We start from the raw sequence: 20,137 nt of genomic DNA on the forward strand, positions 1-20,137 counted from the left end.
CCATGGTGGCGGCAAGACTGTCGCTGTCACCCCTCTCCATGAACACGCCTCTTGACGTGTTCATGGTTCGGTGTGCAGTGCCGCCTCGGCTTTTGACCCCCATGGTGATGAGCGCCTTCTTAGGTGCGTCTCGAACCATGAGGCCCCAACAGGCTGCGCGTGTTCTCATGACGCCGCGAGCTCCGTCATGGCCTCCGCGATCGAAGCCACCCGGCACACAGGCCTCAACGCCGCGATCGCGGTCGCATGCGTCTCCGCAGTGAACGCCGCGCAGCCGTCCTCCAGCACCACCGTCTCGACGTCACGGATATGCGCATCACGCACCGTCGAGGCGACGCCGCCATTGGTGACGATACCGGCGACGTAGAGCTTTTCAATGCGGCACTTGCGCAGCACCCATTCCAGCCGGGTCATGTAGAACGCCGAATAGGCGATCTTCTCGATCGTGAGGTCGGCCGGCTGCAGCAGGTCGACCAGTTGATGGCCCCACGCGCCGGGCAGGAAATCGCCCTTGGCGAGGAACGGCCGCAGCTGCTTCAGATGCGGCGAGATCAGGGGTTCGCCGCCCTTGCCCGGCACCAGGGTGAACTGCGTCGAGATGACGAAGCCGCCTTTGCTCCGCATCAGATCGGCGAACGGCTTGATCCGTGGCGGCAGCGCCGCGATATCAGCCGCCGTCTGTCCGGCGCGGCCATAGGCGCCTTTGGGATCGAGGAAGTCGTTCTGCAGATCGACGATCAAGAGCGCGCTCTGCGCGGCCGGGATGGGGTGATCGCTCATATCAGCTCCACGATGACGTTGCCGAACGCATCCACCCGCGCCTGGAAGCCGGGCGCGATCACCGTCGTCGCATCCGGCTGCTCCAGGATCGCGGGTCCTGCGATGTCGCTGCCGACCGGCAGATCGAGCCGCGCATAGATCGCGGTAGCCCACCATTTGCCGTCGAACCAGACCTCGCGGCTGCCGCGCCGCGCCTTGCCGAGATCGGCGTTGTCATCCGGCGCCAGCGCCGAGAGGTCGAAGCGCGGCCGCACGCCGATCGCGGCGGTGCGCAGGTTGACGATCTTGATCGGCACGCCCGGCAACAGCCGGCTGAAGCTCTTCTGATAGGCGGTTTCGAACGCCTTGCGCACGTCCTCGACCGTCAGCGCGATGGCACCGTCGTGGATCTCCGCCGGCAGGGTGGCGCGAATGGTGTGGGTCTGTCCGACATAATGCATGTCGAGTTCGAACAGCGTGTCGATGCGCTCGACCGCGAGCCGCGCATCCTTCACCACGGCCTGCGCATGCTCGGCCTCGGACAGCATCCAGCCCGTCAACGCCGCGATGTCGAGACCGTCGACGAACATGTTGAGCGTCTGCACCTGATCGTGGCGGATGTCGGCGATGACGCAGCCGAGCGCCGAGGTGACGCCGGGATAGCGCGGCACCAAAGCCGCTTTCAGCCCGACATCCTTGATCAGCGCCGAGACGTGCAGCGCGCCGCCGCCGCCGAACGGCACCGCCGCGAAGCGCGCCGGATCATGGCCGCGCTCGATCGACATCAGCCGGATCGCACCCGCCATCTTGCTGTCGGCGATCCGCACGATCGCCTCCGCCGCCTCCATCACGCCGAGGCCCAAAGGCTCGCCGACATGGCGCGCGATGGCACGCTTGGAAGCCTCGACGTCGAGCGCCTTCAGCTTGCCGCCGATCGGCCTCTCCGCATTGATGCGGCCGAGCACGACATTGGCATCGGTCAGCGTCGGCCGCTCATTGCCGCCGCCATAACACACCGGGCCGGGCCGCGAGCCTGCGCTCTCCGGGCCAACCTGCAAAAGGCCGCCGGCATCGACATGGGCGATCGAGCCGCCGCCGGCGCCGATCGTGGTGATCTCGATCATCGGCGTGCGCACGACCAGGCCGAAATCGATCGTGGTCTGCGCCGCCAGCGAGGTCGCGCCATCCACGACCAGCGACACGTCGAACGAGGTGCCGCCGAGATCGCCGGTGATGACGTTGGGGAAGCCGGCGGCTTTCGCGATTTCGGCCGCGGCGATCACGCCGGCCGCCGGGCCCGACAGCGCAGTGCGGATCGGGAAGCGCCGCGCGGCGTCCGTCGACATCACCCCGCCATTGGATTGCACGATGTGGAAGCGGCCGTCGAAGGCCTCGCCTGCCAGCGCATTCTGCAGCTTCTGCAAGTAAGAGCCGACCACCGGCTGCAGATAGGCGTTGAGCGCGGTCGTCGAGGTCCGCTCGAACTCGCGAATTTCGGGCAGGATCTGGCTCGAGCAGGCGACATTGTCGTTCGGCCAGATCGCCTGCACGGCCTCGAGCGCGCGGCGCTCATTCTCGGGATTGGCGAAGGCGTTGATGAACACGATCGCGAGCGCCTGCGCGCCTTTGGCCAGCAGTTCGCGCGCGGTCGCCGCCACCTGCGCCACATCGACAGCGGTGCGAATGGTGCCGTCGGACAGCACGCGCTCGTCGACCTCGGCGCGCATGTCGCGCTCGACGACCGGAATGAAATCGCCCCACAGGCCCCAGGTGTTGCGGCGGTCGCGCCGGCGCATCTCGAGCACGTCGCGGAAGCCACGCGTGGTGATCAGGCCGATGCGCGCGCCCTTGCGCTCCAAGAGCGCATTGGTGCCGACGGTCGTGCCATGCACGATCGAGGTGAGATGCGAGACCGCGCCGAACCCTTGCAGTCCCTCGAGGAAGCCTGTCGCCTCGTCGCCGCGGTTCGACGGCACCTTGTTGGTGCGGAAGGTCCGCTTTGCCTCGTCGAAATAGAACAGATCCGTGAACGTGCCGCCGACATCGACGCCGACGATGGTGCCGAGCCTGCTCATGCCGCACCTCCCGCGCGCAGCATGCGCGTGGCAGCTTCATCGACCACGCCATCCACTGCTACCGCGACCTTGTAGACCTCGCGCGCCTGCGCCGGCGAGACGAAGCCGAGCGCGACGTCATGGGCGACCGCCGCGACGGGCCGTGCCTCTGGCGGTCCCCAACCGCCACCTCCGGGCGTTTCCAGCCGCACGCGCTTGCCCGCCTTCAGATGCAGATCCGTGATCTTGGAGACCATCGGCGGGTTCGCCTCGCCATCATCCGTTTGCCAGGTGAAGCGATTGAGCGCGGCGCTGCCGCCACCGGCAACGCCGAACGGCGCCGCCTTGCCGCGCTCGCCGAGCAGCGCCACATCGGCATCGGCCAGCAGCTCGACCTCGTAGATCGCGCCAACGCCGCCGCGATGGGTGCCGGCGCCGGCGGAGTCCGGGCGCAGCGCCCATTGCGTAAACATCACAGGATAGGCCGCTTCCAGAATTTCGACTGGAGGAATGGTCGCCGTGGAGATCGGATTGTTGGCGTGGTTGAGGCCGTCGGTCGCCGGATTGCCGCCGAGGCCGCCGCCGAAGAACGAGAACATCACAAAACGGCTGTTATCCTTGCGATGGCCGGCGATCGACAGCGCATTGATGGTGCCGAACGGCGCGGCCGTGGCGCGCGACGGATCGGCCTTGGCGAGCGCGCCGAGCACGACGCCGATCAGGCGCAGGATGGTCTCGGTATAGCCCGCGACCGGCTTCGGCGGCCCCGCCGCCAGCAGCGAGCCGTCGGTAATCTCGAACGCGATCGGCCGGAGGCAGCCGGCATTGGCGGGCACCTCGGTGAACACATGCTTCAGCGCGACATAGCAGGCGGCGATCGTGGTCGAGCGCGAGATGTTGATCGGGCCCTTGCAGGCGCCGGACGAGCGGGTGAAGTCGAGCGTCATCGTGTCGCCGGCAATGGTGACGTCGAGCGCCACCGTCAGCGGTTCGTCGACGATGCCGTCATTGTCGAGCACGTCCTCGAACGAATAGGCGCCGTCGGGCAGCGAGGCGATGGCTGCGCGCATCAATGTCTCGGCGCGATCGGAGAACGCCTCGAAGGCGTCGGCCACCGTCCTATCGCCGTAGTCGTCGAGCAGCGCGCGCAGGCGCCCCTCGCCGAGATCGAGCGCGTTGAGCTGGCCGTTGAGGTCGCCCCAGTTCGACATCGGCACCCGTGAATTGGCTTCGATGATGCCGAGAATGTCGTGGTTCATCCGCCCCGCCGCGATCAGCTTCACCGGTGGAATGCGCATGCCTTCCTGAAAACTCTCGACCGCCTTCGGATTGTAGCCGCCGGCGACATTGCCGCCGATGTCGAGCCAGTGGCCGACCGAGGCGATCCAGCAAAAGACCTTGCCGTTGCGGAACACCGGACGCACCAGACGGAAGTCGTTGAGATGCGTGCCGCCGTCATAGGGATCGTTGAAGATGAAGGTGTCGCCCTCTTCGAGGCCGCCGTCCGCGGCGACCTTGGCGATGACCGCGCGCACGGCGAAGGCCATCGCGCCGACGAAGATCGGCAGGCCGCCCTGCCCCTGCACCAAGGTATCGCCGGTCGTGGCATGGTAGATGCCGTGGCAGGCGTCGCGCGCTTCAGCGATCGTCGGGTTGAAGGCCGAGCGATAGAGCGTCGCGTCCATCTCGTCGGCAATCTGCTCCAGCCGGCCCTTGAGCACGGCGAGCGTGATCGGATCCAGGGTCGTCATGCCCGCGCCTCCTCGTCGCTGGCCGCGTAGCGCGCGCCGTTGGCCAGGATGTCGGCGGTGCCGAGCATCGCGTTGAGCCCGGCGAAGTCGAGCATGCGGTCGGCGAACGGCTTGGTCGAGCCGGCCTGCGCCAGCGACTGGTAGTAGGCGCGCGCGGCGAAAGCGAGCGCGCGGACGATGCCGCCGGGGAAGATCACGAGCTTGAAGCCGAGCGCGCCGAGTTCGGACGCCGCATGGATCGGCGTCGAACCGCCTTCGACCATGTTGGCGAGCAGCGGCCGCTTCGAGGCTAACCGGCCGGCGATCGCCGACAATTGCTCGCTGCTCTTCGGCGCCTCGACGAACAGCACGTCGGCCCCCGCCTCGGCATAACGCTCGGCGCGCGCGATCGCCGCCTCCATGCCCTCGATCGCCAGCGCGTCGGTACGCGCGACGATCAAGGTGTCTGCAGACTGCCGCGCGTCGAGCGCCGCCTTGATCTTGCCGACCATCTCGCCGGTGCTGATGACCGTCTTGTCTGTGAGATGACCACAGCGCTTCGGCGTGGTCTGGTCCTCGAGCTGGATTGCTGACGCGCCCATGCGCTCGAACAGCCTGATCGTACGCTGCACGTTCAGCGCATTGCCGAAGCCGGTATCGGCGTCGACGACAACAGGCAGATCGACCCGGTCGCGGATCATGGCGATGGTGTCGGCGACCTCCATCATCGACACCAGCCCGATATCGGGACGGCCGAGCTTGGTATAGGCGATGCCGGCGCCGGTCAAATACAGCGCCTTGAAGCCGGCCTCGGCGGCGATGCTCGCGGTCAGCGCGTCATAGACGCCGGGCGCGATCGTCGTCTCGGCTGATGCCAGAGTGGATCTCAGGCTCATTGTGGTTTCCTTGCTCTTCTCAAGTTGACTGACGCGCCGGTCACAGACCGAGATAAGCGCGCTTCAGCTCGGCATTCGATTTCAGTTCGGAGGCCTGGCCGGAGAGCGTGATGAACCCGTTCTCCATGATGTAGGCCCGGCCGGCCAATTCGAGCGACTGCACGACGTTCTGCTCGACCAGCATGATGGCAAGGCCCGATGCGGCGAGCCGCGCGATCAGCGCGAACATCTCCTCCACCATCAGCGGAGACAGGCCGAGCGACGGCTCGTCGAGGATCAAGAGCTTCGGCTCGCCCATCAGGCCGCGGCCGATCGCCAGCATCTGCTGCTCGCCGCCGGACAGCGTGCCGGCATATTGCCGCGCCCGCTGCTTCAGCTTCGGAAAGATCTCATAGACCTGATCGACCTTTGCAGCGCGGCCGCGCCGCGGCCGGCAATAGGCACCGAGCTCGAGATTTTCGCGCACCGACAGATTCGGGAAGATCTTGCGCCCCTCAGGCACATGGATCAGTCCGGCGGTGACGATCTCGGGCGCGGCGGCGTGCTCCAGTGCCGCGCCGTTGAAACGGATCGTGCCTGATGTCGCCGGCACCACGCCCGACAGCACCTTGTTCAACGTCGTCTTGCCGACGCCGTTGGAGCCGAGCACGGCGACGACCTCGCCCGCGTTGACGTCGAGACTGACGCCACGCAGCACTTCCGTTCCGCCATAGCCGGCGCGGAGATCGCGGACCTCAAGCATGGGCCTGCTCCGCGCGCAGCCGCTCGGCGGCGCCATGGCCGAGATAGGCTTCGATCACCTGCGGATCCTCGCACACCGTCTTGGGCTCGCCCTGCGCGATCATCCGTCCTTGCGACAGCACATACACGGTATCGCAGAGATTCATCACCGCCTGCATGATGTGCTCGATCATCAGGATGGTGACGCCCTGGTCGCGGATGTCGCGCACCAGCGGCAGCACGTCACGAATCTCCGAGGGGTTGAGGCCGGCCAGCACCTCGTCGAGCAGCAGCAGCTTCGGCTGCGTCGCCAGCGCGCGCGCCACCTCCAGCCGCTTGCGGCCGGCGACGGTGAGATCGGACGAGCCCTTGGTGAGATCAGCGCCAAGGCCGACGCGCTTGGCGATATCAGCAGCCTGCCGCATCGCCTCGCTGGCGTCAGGCGTGTGCAGATAGGCGCCAACCGCGATGTTCTCCTGCACGTTCAGGCCTTCGAACGGCTGCACGATCTGGAAGGTGCGCGCGATGCCCGCGCGCGCGCGCACGTGCGGCGCGAGCGCGGTGATGTCGCGTCCTTCATAGCTGACGGAGCCGCCGTCGGGCTGCAGGAAGCCCGCGATCATCGCAAACAGCGTCGTCTTGCCGGCGCCGTTCGGCCCGATCAGGCCGGTGATCGAGCCCTTGGCGACCGACAGCGACGCCTGGTCGACGGCGACGAGACCCGAGAAGCGCTTGGTGAGAGACTTGACCTCGAGCATCACGCCTCCTTCGCCTTCGCCGGCGCGCGCAGGCCGAGGCTCTTCATCAGCATGACCAGACCATTCGGCGAGAACGCCACCGACAGCACGAGGATGATTCCGAACACCAGGAGATCCATGCCAGGAATGCCGCCTGAGAGTCCCTTGGTCAGTTCGCCGAGCCCAAGCAGCACGATCGCGCCGATCAAGGGGCCGAGCACGGTGCCGGAGCCGCCGACGATGGCCGCGAACAACGCCTCGATCGAGATCCACGACCCGAAGGCGACATTGGCATCGATGAACAGATAGTTTTGCGCGTAGAGGCAGCCGGCCGCTGCGGTGAGCGCACCGGAGATCGCGATCGCCTTCATCTTGACCGCGAACACGTCGACGCCGAGCGCCTGCGCCGCCTGCTCGTTCTCGCGCAGCGCCACGAGATAGGCGCCGAAGCGCGAATGTTCCAGCCACCAGCTGACGACGAGGCCGATCGCAACGCAGCCGATGGTGATCAGCAGGAAGTAGCGGCGATCGGCGAATTGCAGGTAAGGCAGGCCCGTCTGCAGCTTCAGCAGGATGCCGGCGGCGCCGCCGGTGAAGTTCCAGCTGTTGGCGAGGATGCGCGCGACCTCGGCAAAGGCCAGCGTGATCAGCGCGAAGTACGAGCCTTTCAGGCCGGAGCGGAAGCTGAGGAAGCCGATGAACGCCCCGACCAGCGCACCAAGCGCGATGCCGATCACCAGCGCGATCCAAGCGTTGACGCCGAAACGGGTCTGCAGCACCGCCATCGCATAGGCGCCGGCGCCGAAGAACGCGGCGTGGCCGAACGACGACAGCCCGGCATAGCCGCCGAGGATGTTCCAGCCCTGCGCTGCCAGTGCAATGATCATCATGAAGATCATCAGGTTCAACAGCGCTCCGGACAGGCCGGCAAAAGCGATCACGGCCAGCGCGGCCACGATGATCGCGAGCGTCGCCAGGCGAGGCTTGGTCATGCGCGCGCTCCGAACAGGCCGGTCGGGCGCACCAGCAGGGTGACGATGAAGATCAGGAAGATGCCGATCTGGCCGAGGCTGTCGCCGAGAAAGAGACTCGAGGCGGCTTCGACGACACCGATCAGGAGGCCGCCGATCAGCGCGCCGGGGATCGAGCCCATGCCGCCGAGCACGACGATGGTGAAGGCCACCAGCACGAAGGCCGCGCCGGTCTTCGGGCTCACATAGAAGGACGGCATCAGCAGGCCCGCGGCGACGGCGAGGCAGGCGCAGCCGATCGCAAAGGTCATCGCATAGACATGCGGCACGCTGATGCCGACCAGGCTGGCGCCGAGCTTCTCCTTGGCGACGGCGCGGATCGCCTTGCCGATGTCGGTCTGGTGTAGCACCAGCCAGAGTAGAATCGTGGTGGCGATGGTGACGCCGAAGCCGACCACACGCGGGAACGACAAGAGCAACGGCCCGAGCTCGACGACGCGGAACGAATAGTCGGTGGTGATGGTGCGGGTGTCCGATTGGAACGCGGCGAGCAGCGCGTTCTCGATGATAATGGAGAGGCCGAGCGTCACCAGCAGGATGCCATTGTCCTTGCCATGGCTGGCGGGGCCGATGATGAAGCGCTGTAGGCCATAGCCGAGCGCGAACATGAGCGGCGCGACGACGAGGATGGCAAGATAGGGATCGAGCCCGTAGCGCGCGCAGACGAGCCACACCATGAACATCGCCACCGTCAGCAGCGCGCCGTGGGCAAAATTCACGATATGCAGCACGCCGTAGATCAAGGTGAGGCCAAGCGCGATCAAGGCATAGATCGCGCCCAGCATCAGCCCGTTCAACAGCGCCTCCACGACGATCTGGGGCGAGTACATCACATCCTCTGTTTCAGCAGACGCTGAGAGCGATCCGCTTGGTACGCGACCCATTCGCGCTTGCTCAATGCTCGCCTCTCCTCGCCTGCGGGGAGAGGCCGGATTGCACCGAAGATGCAATCCGGGTGAGGGGGACTCTCCACATGCACCGAACTCGCGGAGAGTCCCCCTCCCCCCCTCTCCCCGCAAGCGGGGCGAGGGAGCGCACCGCTCGTGGTGCGAGCGCTCGATTCCAATGTTCGGTCACGCCGGATTGCAGTCGGTCGACCTTAGCCCGACCTCACCTGCCCTGCCCGATCACCCGTTGATCGGGAACACCGGCTTGGCCTCAGCGTACTCGGCCGGGTAGATCACCTTGATATCCTTGCCCTGCACCTGCGTGTTCAGCGGCAACGCACTCGCATTCTGGCCCTTGGCGTCGAACTTGGTCTTGCCGTAGGGCATGATGCCGCTGTCGAACTCGTTCGCTGCCAGGGCCTCGATGATCTTGGCGCGATCGGCGCTGCCGGCCTTCTCGACGGCCTGGGCAAACACCTTCACCAACGAGTAGTTGATCGGCGTGTTGTAGGCGTAGAACTTGCCGGCCGCGGTCACGGTCTCGCGCAGCTTCGCGGTGATGGGGCTCTTCGGATCACCCCAATGGTTGCAGTCCATCACGCCCTGGGCGGCCTCGGGGAACTCGTTGACGAAGCGATAGCTGGAGGCAGCGCCGCCGAACACCGCGTAGATCCCCTTCGGACGCACACGCTGCTGTTGCAGGGTGCGGGCCATCAGCACAAACTCGTTGAAGTAATGCGACGGCACGATCAGATCGGGATTGAGCGCGCGCAGCCGCAGCACAACGTTGGTCATGTCGCGCGCCGGCGTCGGATGGGCGATGGTCTCGACGATCTGGAAGCCGAGCGGCGGCAGCTTCTCCTGCATGATCTTGGCAAGGCCCGAGCCGAACAGGCCGTCCTCATGCACGATCGCCACCGTCTTGATCGGCTTGCCGGCGTCGTCATTGAGCTTGACGAGGTTCTTCAGCGCGACCGCGGTGGCCATGCTGAAGTTCGGATTGAAGCGGAAGGTGTTCTTGAGGCCGCGCTCGGTGATCGTATCGGCCACCGCGCAATCGACCACGAACGGCAGATCGTAGCGCGCGGCGGTCTGCGTCGCGGTCAGCGCGATGCCTGAGGCAAAGCCGCCGAGCACGGCAGCGACGCCGGCCGATTGCAGCTCCTCGGTGGCCTGCGCGCCGGCCTCGGCATTGGAGCGGCTGTCGCCGACGACCAGTTCGAGCTTGGCGCCGCCCAGCGCCTTGATGCCGCCGGCGTCGTTGATCTCCTTGATCGCGAATTCGGCGCCGATCTTGGCGAGATCGCCGTCGAGCGCGAAGGCGCCGGAGATCGGCTGCAGCAGCCCGACCTTCACCGGCGCCGGCTCGGCGCGGAGCAGACCGGGCGCCGCCAGCATCGAGGTGAGCGCGACGCCGCTCTTGAGCACGGTGCGCCGTGACATGGACTTCGATATGCGCGTCATGACTTCCCCACTTTCCTGACTGGCGGCCGCCGGCGCGGGCGCTCCCTGCGGTACACCTCGGCGGTCGGGCTCCAGTGCCGGTGCCCTTCGTCGCCCGTCCGTTCGAGGTTCATCTGCAATGTGTAGCGATCCGGCCGATAGAGCGCCTGCAAATGCTCCATCGGCTGGCCGTCCTTGCCGTAAACCGTGCGACGCAAGGCCACGAGCGGCATGCCGACATCGATGTCGAGCGCCTTGGCCACGTCGGGACTCGACAACACCGCGCTGATCTCCTGCCGCGCGGAATCGCTGGTCAATCCCGAACGCTCGATCAGCTCCAGCAGCGGCACGCGCGCAAGATCCTCGCGCGAATAGCTTCTGCCGATGCGCTCCGGGACATGCGCGATGAGATAGGAGAACGGCACGCCATCGACGAGGCGGACGCGCACCGAGCGCTGCGACCGCTCGTCGGGTGCGAGCTGCAGCGCCTCGCGGATCTGGTCGGGCGGCGTGACATAGTCGAACGACAGCAGCCGCACATCGGTCGTGCGGCCCATCTCGATCAGATGCGCGAATATGTTGGCGACGTCGGCGAGCACCGTGCGCACCTTCGAGGCCGGACGATGCACGAAGGTGCCGAGCCCGCTCTTCTTCTGGATCAGGTCCTCTGACGCGAGCAAATCGAGCGCCTGGCGGATGGTGACACGGGAGACATTGTGCTCCTCGGCCAGCGCAAACTCGCCGGGCAGCCGCTCGCCGTCCGCAAGCTCGCCGGATGCGATCTTGTCCTTCAGCAGCAGGTAGATCCGTCGTGCCTTCAGTGGCTCGGACGCGGCGCGCAAGGCAGGGGCCCCAGTGATTTCGAGCTATCTTGCTTTCAATACATGAGGTGTATAGAAAATATGACAGCTTAGGTCAACTGGCTCGGCCGGCGCGATCTAAGCAAGGATCGAGCCATCCATCGAGCCATGGATCGAGCGCGGGGAGGATCACGCGATTTGTCGCAGCATCAGCCATTTGCACAGGCGCTAAGCCCGCTCGACGTCGGCCCCCTGCGCTTCCGCAACCGCATCTTCGTTCCCGCACACACGACGAATTTCGGTGAGCACCATCTGCCGAGCGCGCAGCATCTCGCCTATCACCGCGCCCGCGCGCGCGGCGGCGTCGGCGCCATCATCTTCGAATCCATCCGCGTGCACGCCAATTCGCTCGGCCGGCCGCAGGCGGTGTGCGGCTTCGACCCGGCCTGCATCGATCCGTTCCGCCGCATCACCGATGCGGTGAAGGCGGAGGGCGCGGTGATGCTCGGCCAGATCATCCATCTCGGACGGCAGGTCGAAGGCGATTTCGAGCGCACGGTGGCATGGGGCGCCTCAGCCGTGCCGTGGTCGATCTCGGCGCTGCCGCCGCGACCGATGGACGAATTCGACATGGAAGAGGTGATCGAGGGACACCTCGTCACGGCGCGCAATCTGGTCGCCGCCGGCTTCGACGGCATCGAACTGCAGATGGCGCATGGCCATCTGCTGCAGCAGTTCATGTCGCCGCTCTCCAACAAGCGAAATGATGAGTATGGCGGCGCGCTGGAGAACCGGCTGCGTTTTCCCGCCCGCGTGCTGGCGGCGCTGCGCGCCGAGCTCGGAGCCGGCTTCTGCCTCGGCATCCGCATCAGCGGCGAGGAATATGCCGAGGGCGGGCTCGGCATTGACGAGGCCGAGCGGATCGTGCCGATGCTGGCGCGGCAGACGCGGATCGACTTCATCAACGTCTCACACTCGGCCTATGTCGCGAGCTATTCGCTGGCGACGCAGATGGCCGACATGGCGTTCGATCCGGCGCCGTTCCGCAGCCTGCCCGCGCGCATCCGCGCCGAGCTGCGGACGGAGGGGTTTGACACGCCAGTCTTTGCCGTGTGCCGATTTACGGGACTCGACGAGGCCGATGCCATGATCGCGGCCGGCCACGCGGACGCGGTCGGCATGGCGCGCGCGCATCTCGCCGAACCGGCGATCGTGCGGAAGTCCGTCGAGGGCCGCCTCGACGAGATCCGCCGCTGCATCGGCTGTAACCAGGGCTGCGCCGGCATGCTGGAGCGGAACCTGCCGATCCGCTGCCTGATCAATCCGATCGCCGGGCTCGAGGCGCAATTTGACGAGCCCGAAGCACTGCCGCGCGGCGCGCGCAAGAAGGTCCTGGTCGTCGGCGGCGGCCCGGCGGGCCTCGAAGCCGCGCGCGTCGCGGCGGCGCTCGGGCATGATGTCACGCTGTGGGAGCGCAGCGATCAGCTCGGCGGCCAGTTGCGCACGGCTTGGCTGATGCCGAAGCGCGCCAATTTCGAGACGTTCGTCGCGTTCCAGATCGCGGCACTCGCCCGGCTCGGCGTCACCACGATCTTCAACAAGGAGGCCAGCGCAGCCGAGATCGCGGCGTTTGGCGCCGATCGCATCATCCTGGCGACGGGCTCGACAACGACGCCGATGCCGGTCCCCGGCAGCGGGCCGGTCTTCACCCTGCCCGACGCGCTGCGTGCGCCGGACAGGCTCGGCGCAGCGGTGGCCGTGTTCGACCGCACCGGCGAATGGGGCACGCTGGCGGCGCTGGAGCATTTCGCCGACCTCGGCAAAGCCGTGACCTTGTTCGTTCCGGCCGCGAGCTACGCCTGGCGCACCACGATCTATTCGACGCTCGCCAACAGCCGCCGCCTGCGCGAGCGCAAGGTGAGGATCGCGACCCTGCGCGCGGTCCGCGCGTTCGACGGCGGCACGCTGGAGGTCGAGGATCTCTCGACCGGCGAGGTCGCGCGACTGTCCGGCTTCTCTGCGCTGGTGGCGGTCGATCACAACAGCGCCGACCAGACGCTCTATCTCGCGCTGCGCCGGGCCGGGCTTCCGGTGATGCAGGCCGGCGACAACAATGCGCCGCGCACGGCGCTGGAGGCGACGTATCAGGGCCACATGGCGGCGCGGGCCCCCTTCCCTGCAGCCTCGGGACTCACGACATGAGGATAGAGCGTTGACATCGACTGAGGACGTTCAGGGATGATGGATGTAGCGCGGCGGCAGCGAACGCTGTTCGACAAGGTCTGGGATGCACATGTGGTGACGCGCCGCGAGGATGGCGCGGAGCTCTTGTTCATCGATCGCCACCTCGTGCATGAGGGATCCTTCCACGCCTTCAACAAGCTGAAGGAGAGGCGCGCGCAGGTGCGCCGGCCTGATCTCACGATCGGCGTCGCCGATCACTACGTGCCGACGCGGACCCGCGTGCTCAGCGAGATCGCGCCGGAGATCGCGGGCATGATCCGCCAGCTCGACGACAATTGCCGCGCCAATGATATCCGTCTCTTCGGCTTCGACGATCCGCGGCAGGGCATCGTCCATGTGATCGGGCCCGAACAGGGCCTCACTCTGCCTGGTCTCACGATGGTCTGCGGCGACAGTCACACCTCGACGCATGGGGCGTTCGGCGCGCTCGCCTTCGGCATCGGCGCTTCGGAGGTTGCGCATGTGCTGCTGACGCAATGCCTGTGGCAGAAGAGACCGAAGCAGATGCGCATCACGATCGACGGCGCCCTTGCATCAGGGATCACCGCCAAGGATGTCGCGCTCGCGATCATCGCCAGGATCGGCGCCGATGGCGCCCGCGGCCATGCCATCGAATATGCCGGAACCGCCATCGATGCGCTGTCGATGGAGGGACGGCTGACGCTGTGCAATCTCGCGATCGAGAGCGGCGCGCGTTGCGGGATGATCGCGCCCGACGAGACAACCTTCGCCTATGTGACGGGGCGGCCGTTCGCGCCCAAGGGCGATCTCCTCGATCGCGCCATCGCGAATTGGCGCGAGCTCGCGACCGACGCCGAGGCCGCGTTCGATCGCGAGATCCGCCTCAATGGCCAGGAGATCGCGCCGACGGTCACCTGGGGCATCAGTCCGGAGGACGCGCTGCCGATCAGCGCGGCCGTGCCTGATCCCGCTATCTTCGACGACCCCGCGCAAGCGAGCCATGTGCGCGAGGCGCTCGACTATATGGGGCTTCAGGCCGGCCAGGCGCTCGACAGCATCAAGATCGACCGCGTCTTCATCGGCTCCTGCACCAACAGCCGCATCGAGGATCTGCGGGCGGCCGCCGCCATCCTCGCCGGCCGCACCGCCCGGGTGCCAGGGCTGGTGTCGCCGGGCTCGCACCTCGTCAAGCAGCAGGCCGAGCAGGAAGGCCTCGACCAGATCTTCCGCGGCGCGGGCCTCGACTGGGTCGGCTCCGGCTGCTCGATGTGCGTCGGCATGAATGGCGACCTCGTGCCGGCCGGCGAGCGCTGCGCGTCGACCACCAACCGCAACTTCAAGGGCCGGCAAGGTCAAGGCGCGCGCACGCATCTGATGTCGCCGGCGATGGTGGCGGCCGCAGCCGTGACCGGCCAGCTGACCGACGTGCGGAACTTTCTGAGGGGCGATCGATGAGACCGTTCGACATCATCACGACGACCGCCTGCGCGCTGCCGCTTGCCAGCATCGACACCGATCAGTTGATCCCGGCGCGTTTCATGAAACGCTCGCGCGCCGACGGTTACGGTCAATACTTGCTGCACGACATGCGCTTCGACGAGACGGGTCAGGCCAGGCCCGATTTCCCGCTCAACGCCGCCAGCGCTGCCGGGGCCGAGGTGCTGGTGACACGGCGCAATTTCGGCGCCGGCTCGTCGCGCGAAGCGGCGGTCTATGCGCTGGTCGATTTCGGCTTCCGCTGCGTGATCGCGCCGAGCTTCGGCGACATCTTCGCGTCGAACGCGGTCAACAACGGCCTGTTGCCGGCGACGGTCAGCGAGGCCGACGCGGAAGAGATCCTGTCCCTGCTGCCATCGACGGGAGCGGCGATCACGATCGATCTGAGAGATGGTCTCATCCGACTGGGCAATCGCACGTTCTCATTCAGCGTCGATCCGATCTGGCGTACCAAGCTGCTGAACGGCTGGGACGACCTTGATCTCACGGTCTCCCTGGCTGACGGTATCACCGGCTTCGAAGCGCGCGACGCCCATCAACGGCCCTGGGCCGCTCTCGGAACCCGGCGCGCCTGACACCAACCGACAAATGCCGAACTGACAAAGAAAGAAGCCGCCTGCACAGGACGTACAGGCGGCCCAAGTCCAGGGAGGAAACGCCCCAAGAAGGGCTAAATCTTGTTTATCCGATTTTGCGAGTCGTGGGTATCCGGATGTTACCGGAGGTTGCCGCGACCGATTCTCACCCTTCCGGCCGGTACCGGACTGCCATCAGGCCGCCTGGCGCTCCTCGTGCTGAACGAATTGCAGCGTGACCTTCTCGACATTGGCGTCGACCCACTCGGCCATGCGCTCCTCCTCCTGCAGCGATTGTTCGAGCAGCCCGCGGGCTTCGCTGGCGCCGGCCGCACCACACAGCGCCAGCAGCGACTTGTAGGCGGCGATCTCGAAATTCTCGAACGCATTGTTGGCAAAGGTGTTCTTCAGGACTCGTCGCCCGACATCGCATGTCCCGAGGGATCGCGCGAGACGATCGAGAGGCAAGCAGCTGGAGCAGAGGACATCGCGGCGCATCGCCGATCCCGTCGCGGCGCCAAAGGATGGGACCTCCTCGCCGTCGCCAAACACGACCGCCGCAGCCAAGGTCAACGCGATATCAGATCAACGCCACATCGTCGGCGTGACGAGATGTCGTTTCTGGATCGCATCGCGGCGGTCGGCAGCGTCGGCGGCAAGCTCCGCGCCGGCTTCGGGTTCGATCGTGGGGGCTTTGTCGAGCCGGATCACGGCAGGTCCGGCGATACGCCCGCCCCCGTTCGGCTCACCGCCCGCGGCGCGCGCGCCAAGGGAACCGGTATGATCGTTCAGCTTGTCAACGGGGTCGTGCATCTGGCAGCTCCGAGCCCTGAAGCGACGTTACTAATCCTCTCGGCAGATTAGGCGATATCAACTGCGTTAATCCATGCGCGATGTCGCCGCGCTTAACCGATTCGACCGCGCCGCAGCAGAGCATGCGGCTCCATGCCATCGCTTCGTGGCTGCCTGATGACGACGCGCTGCGATCACCAGACCGTGTCTGCGACGTGCTTGCCTGCTCGCCACTCATGCCTCTCACGAACCCGGTTCAGTCAGGCGAAGCGCAACGCCCTGCTCCGATCTCATCCGATCGACATCAAGCTGGCATTGCCGCCAGCAGCCGCCGTGTTGGTCGACACGCAGACTTCTCTGACGAGTCTGTCGAGCTCATCGTCTCCGTCCACCGCACGCTTGATGATCACGGGAATGATGGGCCCGGGCCGCTCGGCCAGCTCTCTGGTCAGCGCGAGCAGTTGTGGGATCGCACCGTCGAACAGGACCGCCTGGATGTCGTCGACATCGCGCCAGGAGTCGACAAGCCGAACCCGCGCAAGGTGCGACGGCCCGAGCCCGCCGACCATCGCGCGCGCACATGTTGACGCCTCGGCGACGACCTGATTGCCCGTCGCCAGAATGGCACCGCATTGAAGCAGCAGCGCTTCCTCGCTCTGCGCCAGCGCAAGCACGGCCCCGCGCGGCACGAGGCGATACATGTTCTGTTCGCCCACCGGTCCCGGCAGTTCGATCGCCGCGCCAGCGAGCGAGCGCGACAGATAGGCCTCGCAGCGGGCCGCCAGTTCGGCCTGCCCCTGGCCGCGCAGCCATGCAACATAGGCCTGCGCTGCCGGGTCGGGACGGCCGGCCATGCCGCGGACCGCATCGGACGGTGCGGCCGACAGCCGCCGCAGATACAGGGGACCTCCGGCTTTCGGGCCGGTGCCCGACAGGCCGGCGCCGCCGAATGGCTGAACGCCGACCACCGCACCGATGATGTTGCGATTGACGTAGATGTTACCGGCACGGATGTCAGCGGACAATTGCGCGATCGTCTCCGCGATGCGCGAATGGATGCCGAATGTCAGACCATAGCCGGTGGCGTTGATCGCGCCGACGAGATCGGCAAGCTCCTCGCGCCGATAGCGCAGCACGTGGAGAACGGGACCGAACACTTCGCGCTCGACCTCGGCAATCTCGTCGATCTCGATGAGGGTTGGCGCGACGAACGTCCCAGTCGCCGTGCCCGGCGGCAAGATCAGTTCATCCACCGCATGACCACGATCGCGCATCATCGCCACGTGGGCGGCAATATTGTCCCGCGCCTCTGCGCTGATGACCGGCCCGATATCGGTCGACAGCAACGCCGGATTGCCGACCTCGAGCTCGCGCATGGCGCCGCGCAGCATGACGAGGATGCGATCTGCGACCTCCTCCTGCAGACAGAGGATGCGCAAGGCGGAGCAGCGTTGGCCGGCCGAATCAAAAGCGGATGCGATGACGTCGCCGACGACCTGCTCCGCAAGCGCGGAGGAGTCCACGATCAGCGCGTTCTGCCCGCCGGTCTCGGCGATCAGCGGAACGGGCCGTCCGTCAACGGTGACGCGTGTGGCCAATTGGGTCTGGATCAGACGTGCGACGGCGGTCGATCCGGTGAAGATGACGCCCTGCACGCGCGGGTCCGCGACCAGCGCCGCGCCGACCTGTCCGTCACCGGGCAGCAATTGCAGGACGCCCGGCGGCAAGCCGGCCTCGCACAGGATGCGCACGGCTTCGGCGGCGATCAGCGGCGTCTCCTCGGCCGGCTTCGCCAGCACCGGATTGCCGGCCGCGAGCGCAGCCGCGACCTGGCCGGTGAAGATCGCGAGCGGAAAGTTCCACGGGCTGATGCAGACCACGGGCCCGAGCGCCGGACGCACCCCCGCATCGTCAGGCGTTGCGATCTCGTCCGCATAATAGCGCAGGAAATCGACCGCCTCGCGCACCTCCGCAACGGCATTTGCATAGGATTTGCCGGCTTCGCGCACGATCAGACCGATCAGAATGCGCCGCTGCGCCTCCATCACGGTCGCGGCTGCGCGCAAAGAGATGGCGCGCTCGCGCACGCTGGTCGCAGCCCATCCCGGCGCCGCCGCCACCGCATTGGACAGGGCCGCCTCGATCTCGCGCGCCGTCGCATCCCGGACATGGCCGACGACGTCACGACGATCCGCGGGATTGCGGATGATGCGTGCGCATTCCCCGCCTGCTGCTGTCGACGGCAGCGCACGCCATGACACGCCGGCGCTGCGCGTCAGGTCCGTGCCAAGCCGCGCGAGCTCGCTTTCGTCGGCGAGATCGAGCCCGGCGGAGTTCGGCCGCTGCGAGCCGAACACATCCCGCGGCGTGCGAATCCTCTCATGGGCAGCGCCCGGACGCGACGCGGATCGCACCAGCTGCACGGGATCCGCGATCAAGTCCTCGATCACCACCGCGGGATCGGCGATGCGGTTGACGAAGGAGGTGTTCGCACCGTTCTCGAGCAGCCGGCGAACGAGATAGGCCAGCAATGTCTCATGCGAGCCAACCGGAGCATAGATCCGGCAGGGCCGCGCCAGCCTTCCGGGGCCGACGATTTCCTCGTAAAGCGGCTCGCCCATGCCGTGAAGGCACTGGAACTCATACTGGCCCTGATAGAAGTTTGGTCCGGCCATTTCGATGACCGAGGCCAATGTGCGCGCGTTGTGGGTAGCGAATTGCGGAAACACCGCGTCGGGCGCGCGCAGCAGCTTCCGGGCGCAGGCCAAGTAGGACACGTCAGTATGGGCCTTGCGCGTGAACACCGGAAAGTCCTCGAGGCCATCGACCTGGGCGCGCTTGATCTCGCTGTCCCAATAGGCGCCCTTGACCAGCCGCACCATCAACCGCCGCTGCGAGCGGCGCGCCAGATCGATGATCCAATCGATCACGAAGGCGCAGCGCTTCTGATAGGCCTGGACGACGAAGCCGATGCCGTTCCAGCCGGCGAGATCCGCGTCGCAGCAGAGTGCCTCGAGCAGGTCGAGCGACAGATCGAGACGATCGGCCTCCTCGGCGTCGATGTTGAGTCCGATGTCGTGCTGCCGGGCCAGCAACACCAGCTGTTTGAGGCGCGGCAGCAGCTCGCCGAGCACGCGGCCCCGCTTCATCCGGCTGTAGCGCGGGTGAAGCGCCGACAGCTTGATCGAGATCCCCGGCCCCTCATAGATGCCGCGGCCGGCCGAATGGCGTCCGATGGCCTGGATCGCGGCCTGGTAAGCGGCGACGTAGCGGGTCGCGTCGGCCGCGGTGGTCGCAGCCTCTCCAAGCATATCGTAGGAGTAGCGGAACCCTCGCGCCTCCCAGCGCTGGCCGTTCGAGAGCGCATCCTCAATGGTTTCCCCCGCCACGAACTGCTCGCCCAACAGCCGCATCGCAAGCGTGACGCCCTGGCGGATGATCGGCTCACCGCCCCGCGCGATCAGCCGCGTGAGCGCCGAGGCAAGGCTGTCCTCGCTGGCGGCAGCCGTGAGCTTGCCGGTGACGATCAAGCCCCAGGTCGCGGCGTTCACGAGCAGAGACGGACTATGTCCGATGTGAGCGCGCCAATCGCCGGTCGCGATCTTGTCGCGGATCAGCGCATCGCGCGTCGCCGTATCCGGAACCCGCAGCAGCGCCTCGGCCAGACACATCAGCGCGACGCCCTCCTGGCTGGAGAGCGCATATTCATGGATCAGGCCCTCGACCCCGCCCGATGGCGCCTTGCTTCGCAAGCGAACGACGAGATCCCGCGCCACGGCGGCCGCCCGCTCCGACGCCGCTCCGGACAACGCCGCGAGATCGAGCAGCGGCCGCACGCACTCCGGCTCGTTCCGGCGATGGGCCGAACTGATCGCAGCCCGCAGCTCGCTCGGGGTGCGAAGATCAGCGTTGAATGCGGCAAACGGCGGCGGCACAGGGCCAGGGCCAGCGGCGGTCTCCGCGAGCGGCATGGCGCGTTCTCCCGGTGAATGCAGATGCGGATGATAACAG

16 protein-coding genes are annotated in these 20,137 nt (G+C 66.7%); 3 read left to right on the forward strand and 13 right to left on the reverse strand.

The features are described from left to right. Positions 1 to 165: 165 nt before the first annotated feature. The 10 genes from BBTA_RS27985 to BBTA_RS28030 form a co-directional block, all read right to left on the reverse strand. Positions 166 to 780, reverse strand: a complete 615-nt coding sequence (locus BBTA_RS27985) for a cysteine hydrolase (protein WP_012045877.1) — start codon at positions 778 to 780, stop codon at positions 166 to 168. After that, entirely contained in the window at positions 777 to 2,834 is a 2,058-nt protein-coding gene (locus tag BBTA_RS27990; protein WP_012045878.1) for a hydantoinase/oxoprolinase family protein, read from the reverse strand. The genes BBTA_RS27985 and BBTA_RS27990 overlap by 4 nt, the downstream gene beginning before the upstream one ends. After that, a complete protein-coding gene (locus BBTA_RS27995) occupies positions 2,831 to 4,564 on the reverse strand; it encodes a hydantoinase B/oxoprolinase family protein (RefSeq protein ID WP_012045879.1) in 1,734 nt (577 codons plus the stop codon). Before BBTA_RS27995 ends, BBTA_RS27990 begins: the two co-directional genes overlap by 4 nt. Continuing rightward, complete coding sequence (locus BBTA_RS28000) at positions 4,561 to 5,439, reverse strand: oxaloacetate decarboxylase (protein ID WP_012045880.1); 879 nt, start codon at positions 5,437 to 5,439, stop codon at positions 4,561 to 4,563. The genes BBTA_RS27995 and BBTA_RS28000 overlap by 4 nt, the downstream gene beginning before the upstream one ends. Before the next feature lie 40 nt (positions 5,440 to 5,479). Then, entirely contained in the window at positions 5,480 to 6,181 is a 702-nt protein-coding gene (locus BBTA_RS28005; RefSeq protein WP_012045881.1) for an ABC transporter ATP-binding protein, read from the reverse strand. After that, positions 6,174 to 6,917 carry an ABC transporter ATP-binding protein gene (locus BBTA_RS28010; RefSeq protein ID WP_041750935.1) on the reverse strand — a complete coding sequence of 248 codons (744 nt, stop codon included), beginning with the start codon at positions 6,915 to 6,917 and terminating at the stop codon, positions 6,174 to 6,176. The genes BBTA_RS28005 and BBTA_RS28010 overlap by 8 nt, the downstream gene beginning before the upstream one ends. Then, positions 6,917 to 7,888, reverse strand: coding sequence for a branched-chain amino acid ABC transporter permease (locus BBTA_RS28015; RefSeq protein WP_012045883.1), 972 nt, complete (start codon positions 7,886 to 7,888; stop codon positions 6,917 to 6,919). Before BBTA_RS28015 ends, BBTA_RS28010 begins: the two co-directional genes overlap by 1 nt. Beyond that, the gene (locus BBTA_RS28020; RefSeq protein ID WP_012045884.1) at positions 7,885 to 8,757 is read right to left on the reverse strand and encodes a branched-chain amino acid ABC transporter permease; all 873 of its coding nucleotides are present in this window, start codon (positions 8,755 to 8,757) and stop codon (positions 7,885 to 7,887) included. Before BBTA_RS28020 ends, BBTA_RS28015 begins: the two co-directional genes overlap by 4 nt. Before the next feature lie 297 nt (positions 8,758 to 9,054). After that, positions 9,055 to 10,278 carry an ABC transporter substrate-binding protein gene (locus BBTA_RS28025; RefSeq protein ID WP_012045885.1) on the reverse strand — a complete coding sequence of 408 codons (1,224 nt, stop codon included), beginning with the start codon at positions 10,276 to 10,278 and terminating at the stop codon, positions 9,055 to 9,057. Further along, a complete protein-coding gene (locus tag BBTA_RS28030) occupies positions 10,275 to 11,099 on the reverse strand; it encodes a GntR family transcriptional regulator (RefSeq protein ID WP_012045886.1) in 825 nt (274 codons plus the stop codon). Before BBTA_RS28030 ends, BBTA_RS28025 begins: the two co-directional genes overlap by 4 nt. Positions 11,100 to 11,255: 156 nt before the next feature. Here BBTA_RS28030 and BBTA_RS28035 point away from each other — a divergent pair, with 156 nt between their 5' ends. Genes BBTA_RS28035 through leuD form a run of 3 tightly spaced genes read left to right on the forward strand, consistent with a single transcriptional unit; the run spans position 11,256 to position 15,334 of the window. Continuing rightward, complete coding sequence (locus BBTA_RS28035; protein WP_012045887.1) at positions 11,256 to 13,259, forward strand: FAD-dependent oxidoreductase; 2,004 nt, start codon at positions 11,256 to 11,258, stop codon at positions 13,257 to 13,259. A gap of 36 nt (positions 13,260 to 13,295) precedes the next feature. Continuing rightward, positions 13,296 to 14,717, forward strand: a complete 1,422-nt coding sequence (gene leuC / locus BBTA_RS28040; protein ID WP_012045888.1) for a 3-isopropylmalate dehydratase large subunit — start codon at positions 13,296 to 13,298, stop codon at positions 14,715 to 14,717. Further along, positions 14,714 to 15,334 carry a 3-isopropylmalate dehydratase small subunit gene (gene leuD, locus BBTA_RS28045; RefSeq protein ID WP_012045889.1) on the forward strand — a complete coding sequence of 207 codons (621 nt, stop codon included), beginning with the start codon at positions 14,714 to 14,716 and terminating at the stop codon, positions 15,332 to 15,334. The genes leuC and leuD overlap by 4 nt, the downstream gene beginning before the upstream one ends. Positions 15,335 to 15,529: 195 nt before the next feature. Here leuD and BBTA_RS28050 read toward each other — a convergent pair whose 3' ends face one another. The 3 genes from BBTA_RS28050 to putA all read right to left on the reverse strand — a co-directional run bounded on the left by BBTA_RS28050 (position 15,530) and on the right by putA (position 20,097). Further along, positions 15,530 to 15,907, reverse strand: a complete 378-nt coding sequence (locus BBTA_RS28050) for a DUF892 family protein (RefSeq protein WP_244424155.1) — start codon at positions 15,905 to 15,907, stop codon at positions 15,530 to 15,532. Positions 15,908 to 15,919: 12 nt separating this feature from the next. Continuing rightward, entirely contained in the window at positions 15,920 to 16,147 is a 228-nt protein-coding gene (locus BBTA_RS28055; RefSeq protein ID WP_041750936.1) for a hypothetical protein, read from the reverse strand. Between the two features lie 269 nt (positions 16,148 to 16,416). Further along, on the reverse strand, positions 16,417 to 20,097 hold the full coding sequence (gene putA / locus BBTA_RS28060; RefSeq protein ID WP_012045891.1) for a trifunctional transcriptional regulator/proline dehydrogenase/L-glutamate gamma-semialdehyde dehydrogenase: 3,681 nt from the start codon (positions 20,095 to 20,097) through the stop codon (positions 16,417 to 16,419). Between the last annotated feature and the right edge of the window lie 40 nt (positions 20,098 to 20,137).

It is taken from the genome of Bradyrhizobium sp. BTAi1 (assembly GCF_000015165.1).
In the GTDB taxonomy this organism is placed as follows: domain Bacteria; phylum Pseudomonadota; class Alphaproteobacteria; order Rhizobiales; family Xanthobacteraceae; genus Bradyrhizobium; species Bradyrhizobium denitrificans.

What these genes read in the sequence shown, in the direction of transcription:
- BBTA_RS27985 (WP_012045877.1), bottom strand. Translation starts at nt 780, where the DNA reads ATGAGCGATCACCCCATCCCGGCCGCGCAGAGCGCGCTCTTGATCGTC.
- BBTA_RS27990 (WP_012045878.1), bottom strand. Translation starts at nt 2,834, where the DNA reads ATGAGCAGGCTCGGCACCATCGTCGGCGTCGATGTCGGCGGCACGTTC.
- BBTA_RS27995 (WP_012045879.1), bottom strand. Translation starts at nt 4,564, where the DNA reads ATGACGACCCTGGATCCGATCACGCTCGCCGTGCTCAAGGGCCGGCTG.
- BBTA_RS28000 (WP_012045880.1), bottom strand. Translation starts at nt 5,439, where the DNA reads ATGAGCCTGAGATCCACTCTGGCATCAGCCGAGACGACGATCGCGCCC.
- BBTA_RS28005 (WP_012045881.1), bottom strand. Translation starts at nt 6,181, where the DNA reads ATGCTTGAGGTCCGCGATCTCCGCGCCGGCTATGGCGGAACGGAAGTG.
- BBTA_RS28010 (WP_041750935.1), bottom strand. Translation starts at nt 6,917, where the DNA reads ATGCTCGAGGTCAAGTCTCTCACCAAGCGCTTCTCGGGTCTCGTCGCC.
- BBTA_RS28015 (WP_012045883.1), bottom strand. Translation starts at nt 7,888, where the DNA reads ATGACCAAGCCTCGCCTGGCGACGCTCGCGATCATCGTGGCCGCGCTG.
- BBTA_RS28020 (WP_012045884.1), bottom strand. Translation starts at nt 8,757, where the DNA reads ATGTACTCGCCCCAGATCGTCGTGGAGGCGCTGTTGAACGGGCTGATG.
- BBTA_RS28025 (WP_012045885.1), bottom strand. Translation starts at nt 10,278, where the DNA reads ATGACGCGCATATCGAAGTCCATGTCACGGCGCACCGTGCTCAAGAGC.
- leuC (WP_012045888.1), top strand. Translation starts at nt 13,296, where the DNA reads ATGATGGATGTAGCGCGGCGGCAGCGAACGCTGTTCGACAAGGTCTGG.
- leuD (WP_012045889.1), top strand. Translation starts at nt 14,714, where the DNA reads ATGAGACCGTTCGACATCATCACGACGACCGCCTGCGCGCTGCCGCTT.
- BBTA_RS28055 (WP_041750936.1), bottom strand. Translation starts at nt 16,147, where the DNA reads ATGCACGACCCCGTTGACAAGCTGAACGATCATACCGGTTCCCTTGGC.
- putA (WP_012045891.1), bottom strand. Translation starts at nt 20,097, where the DNA reads ATGCCGCTCGCGGAGACCGCCGCTGGCCCTGGCCCTGTGCCGCCGCCG.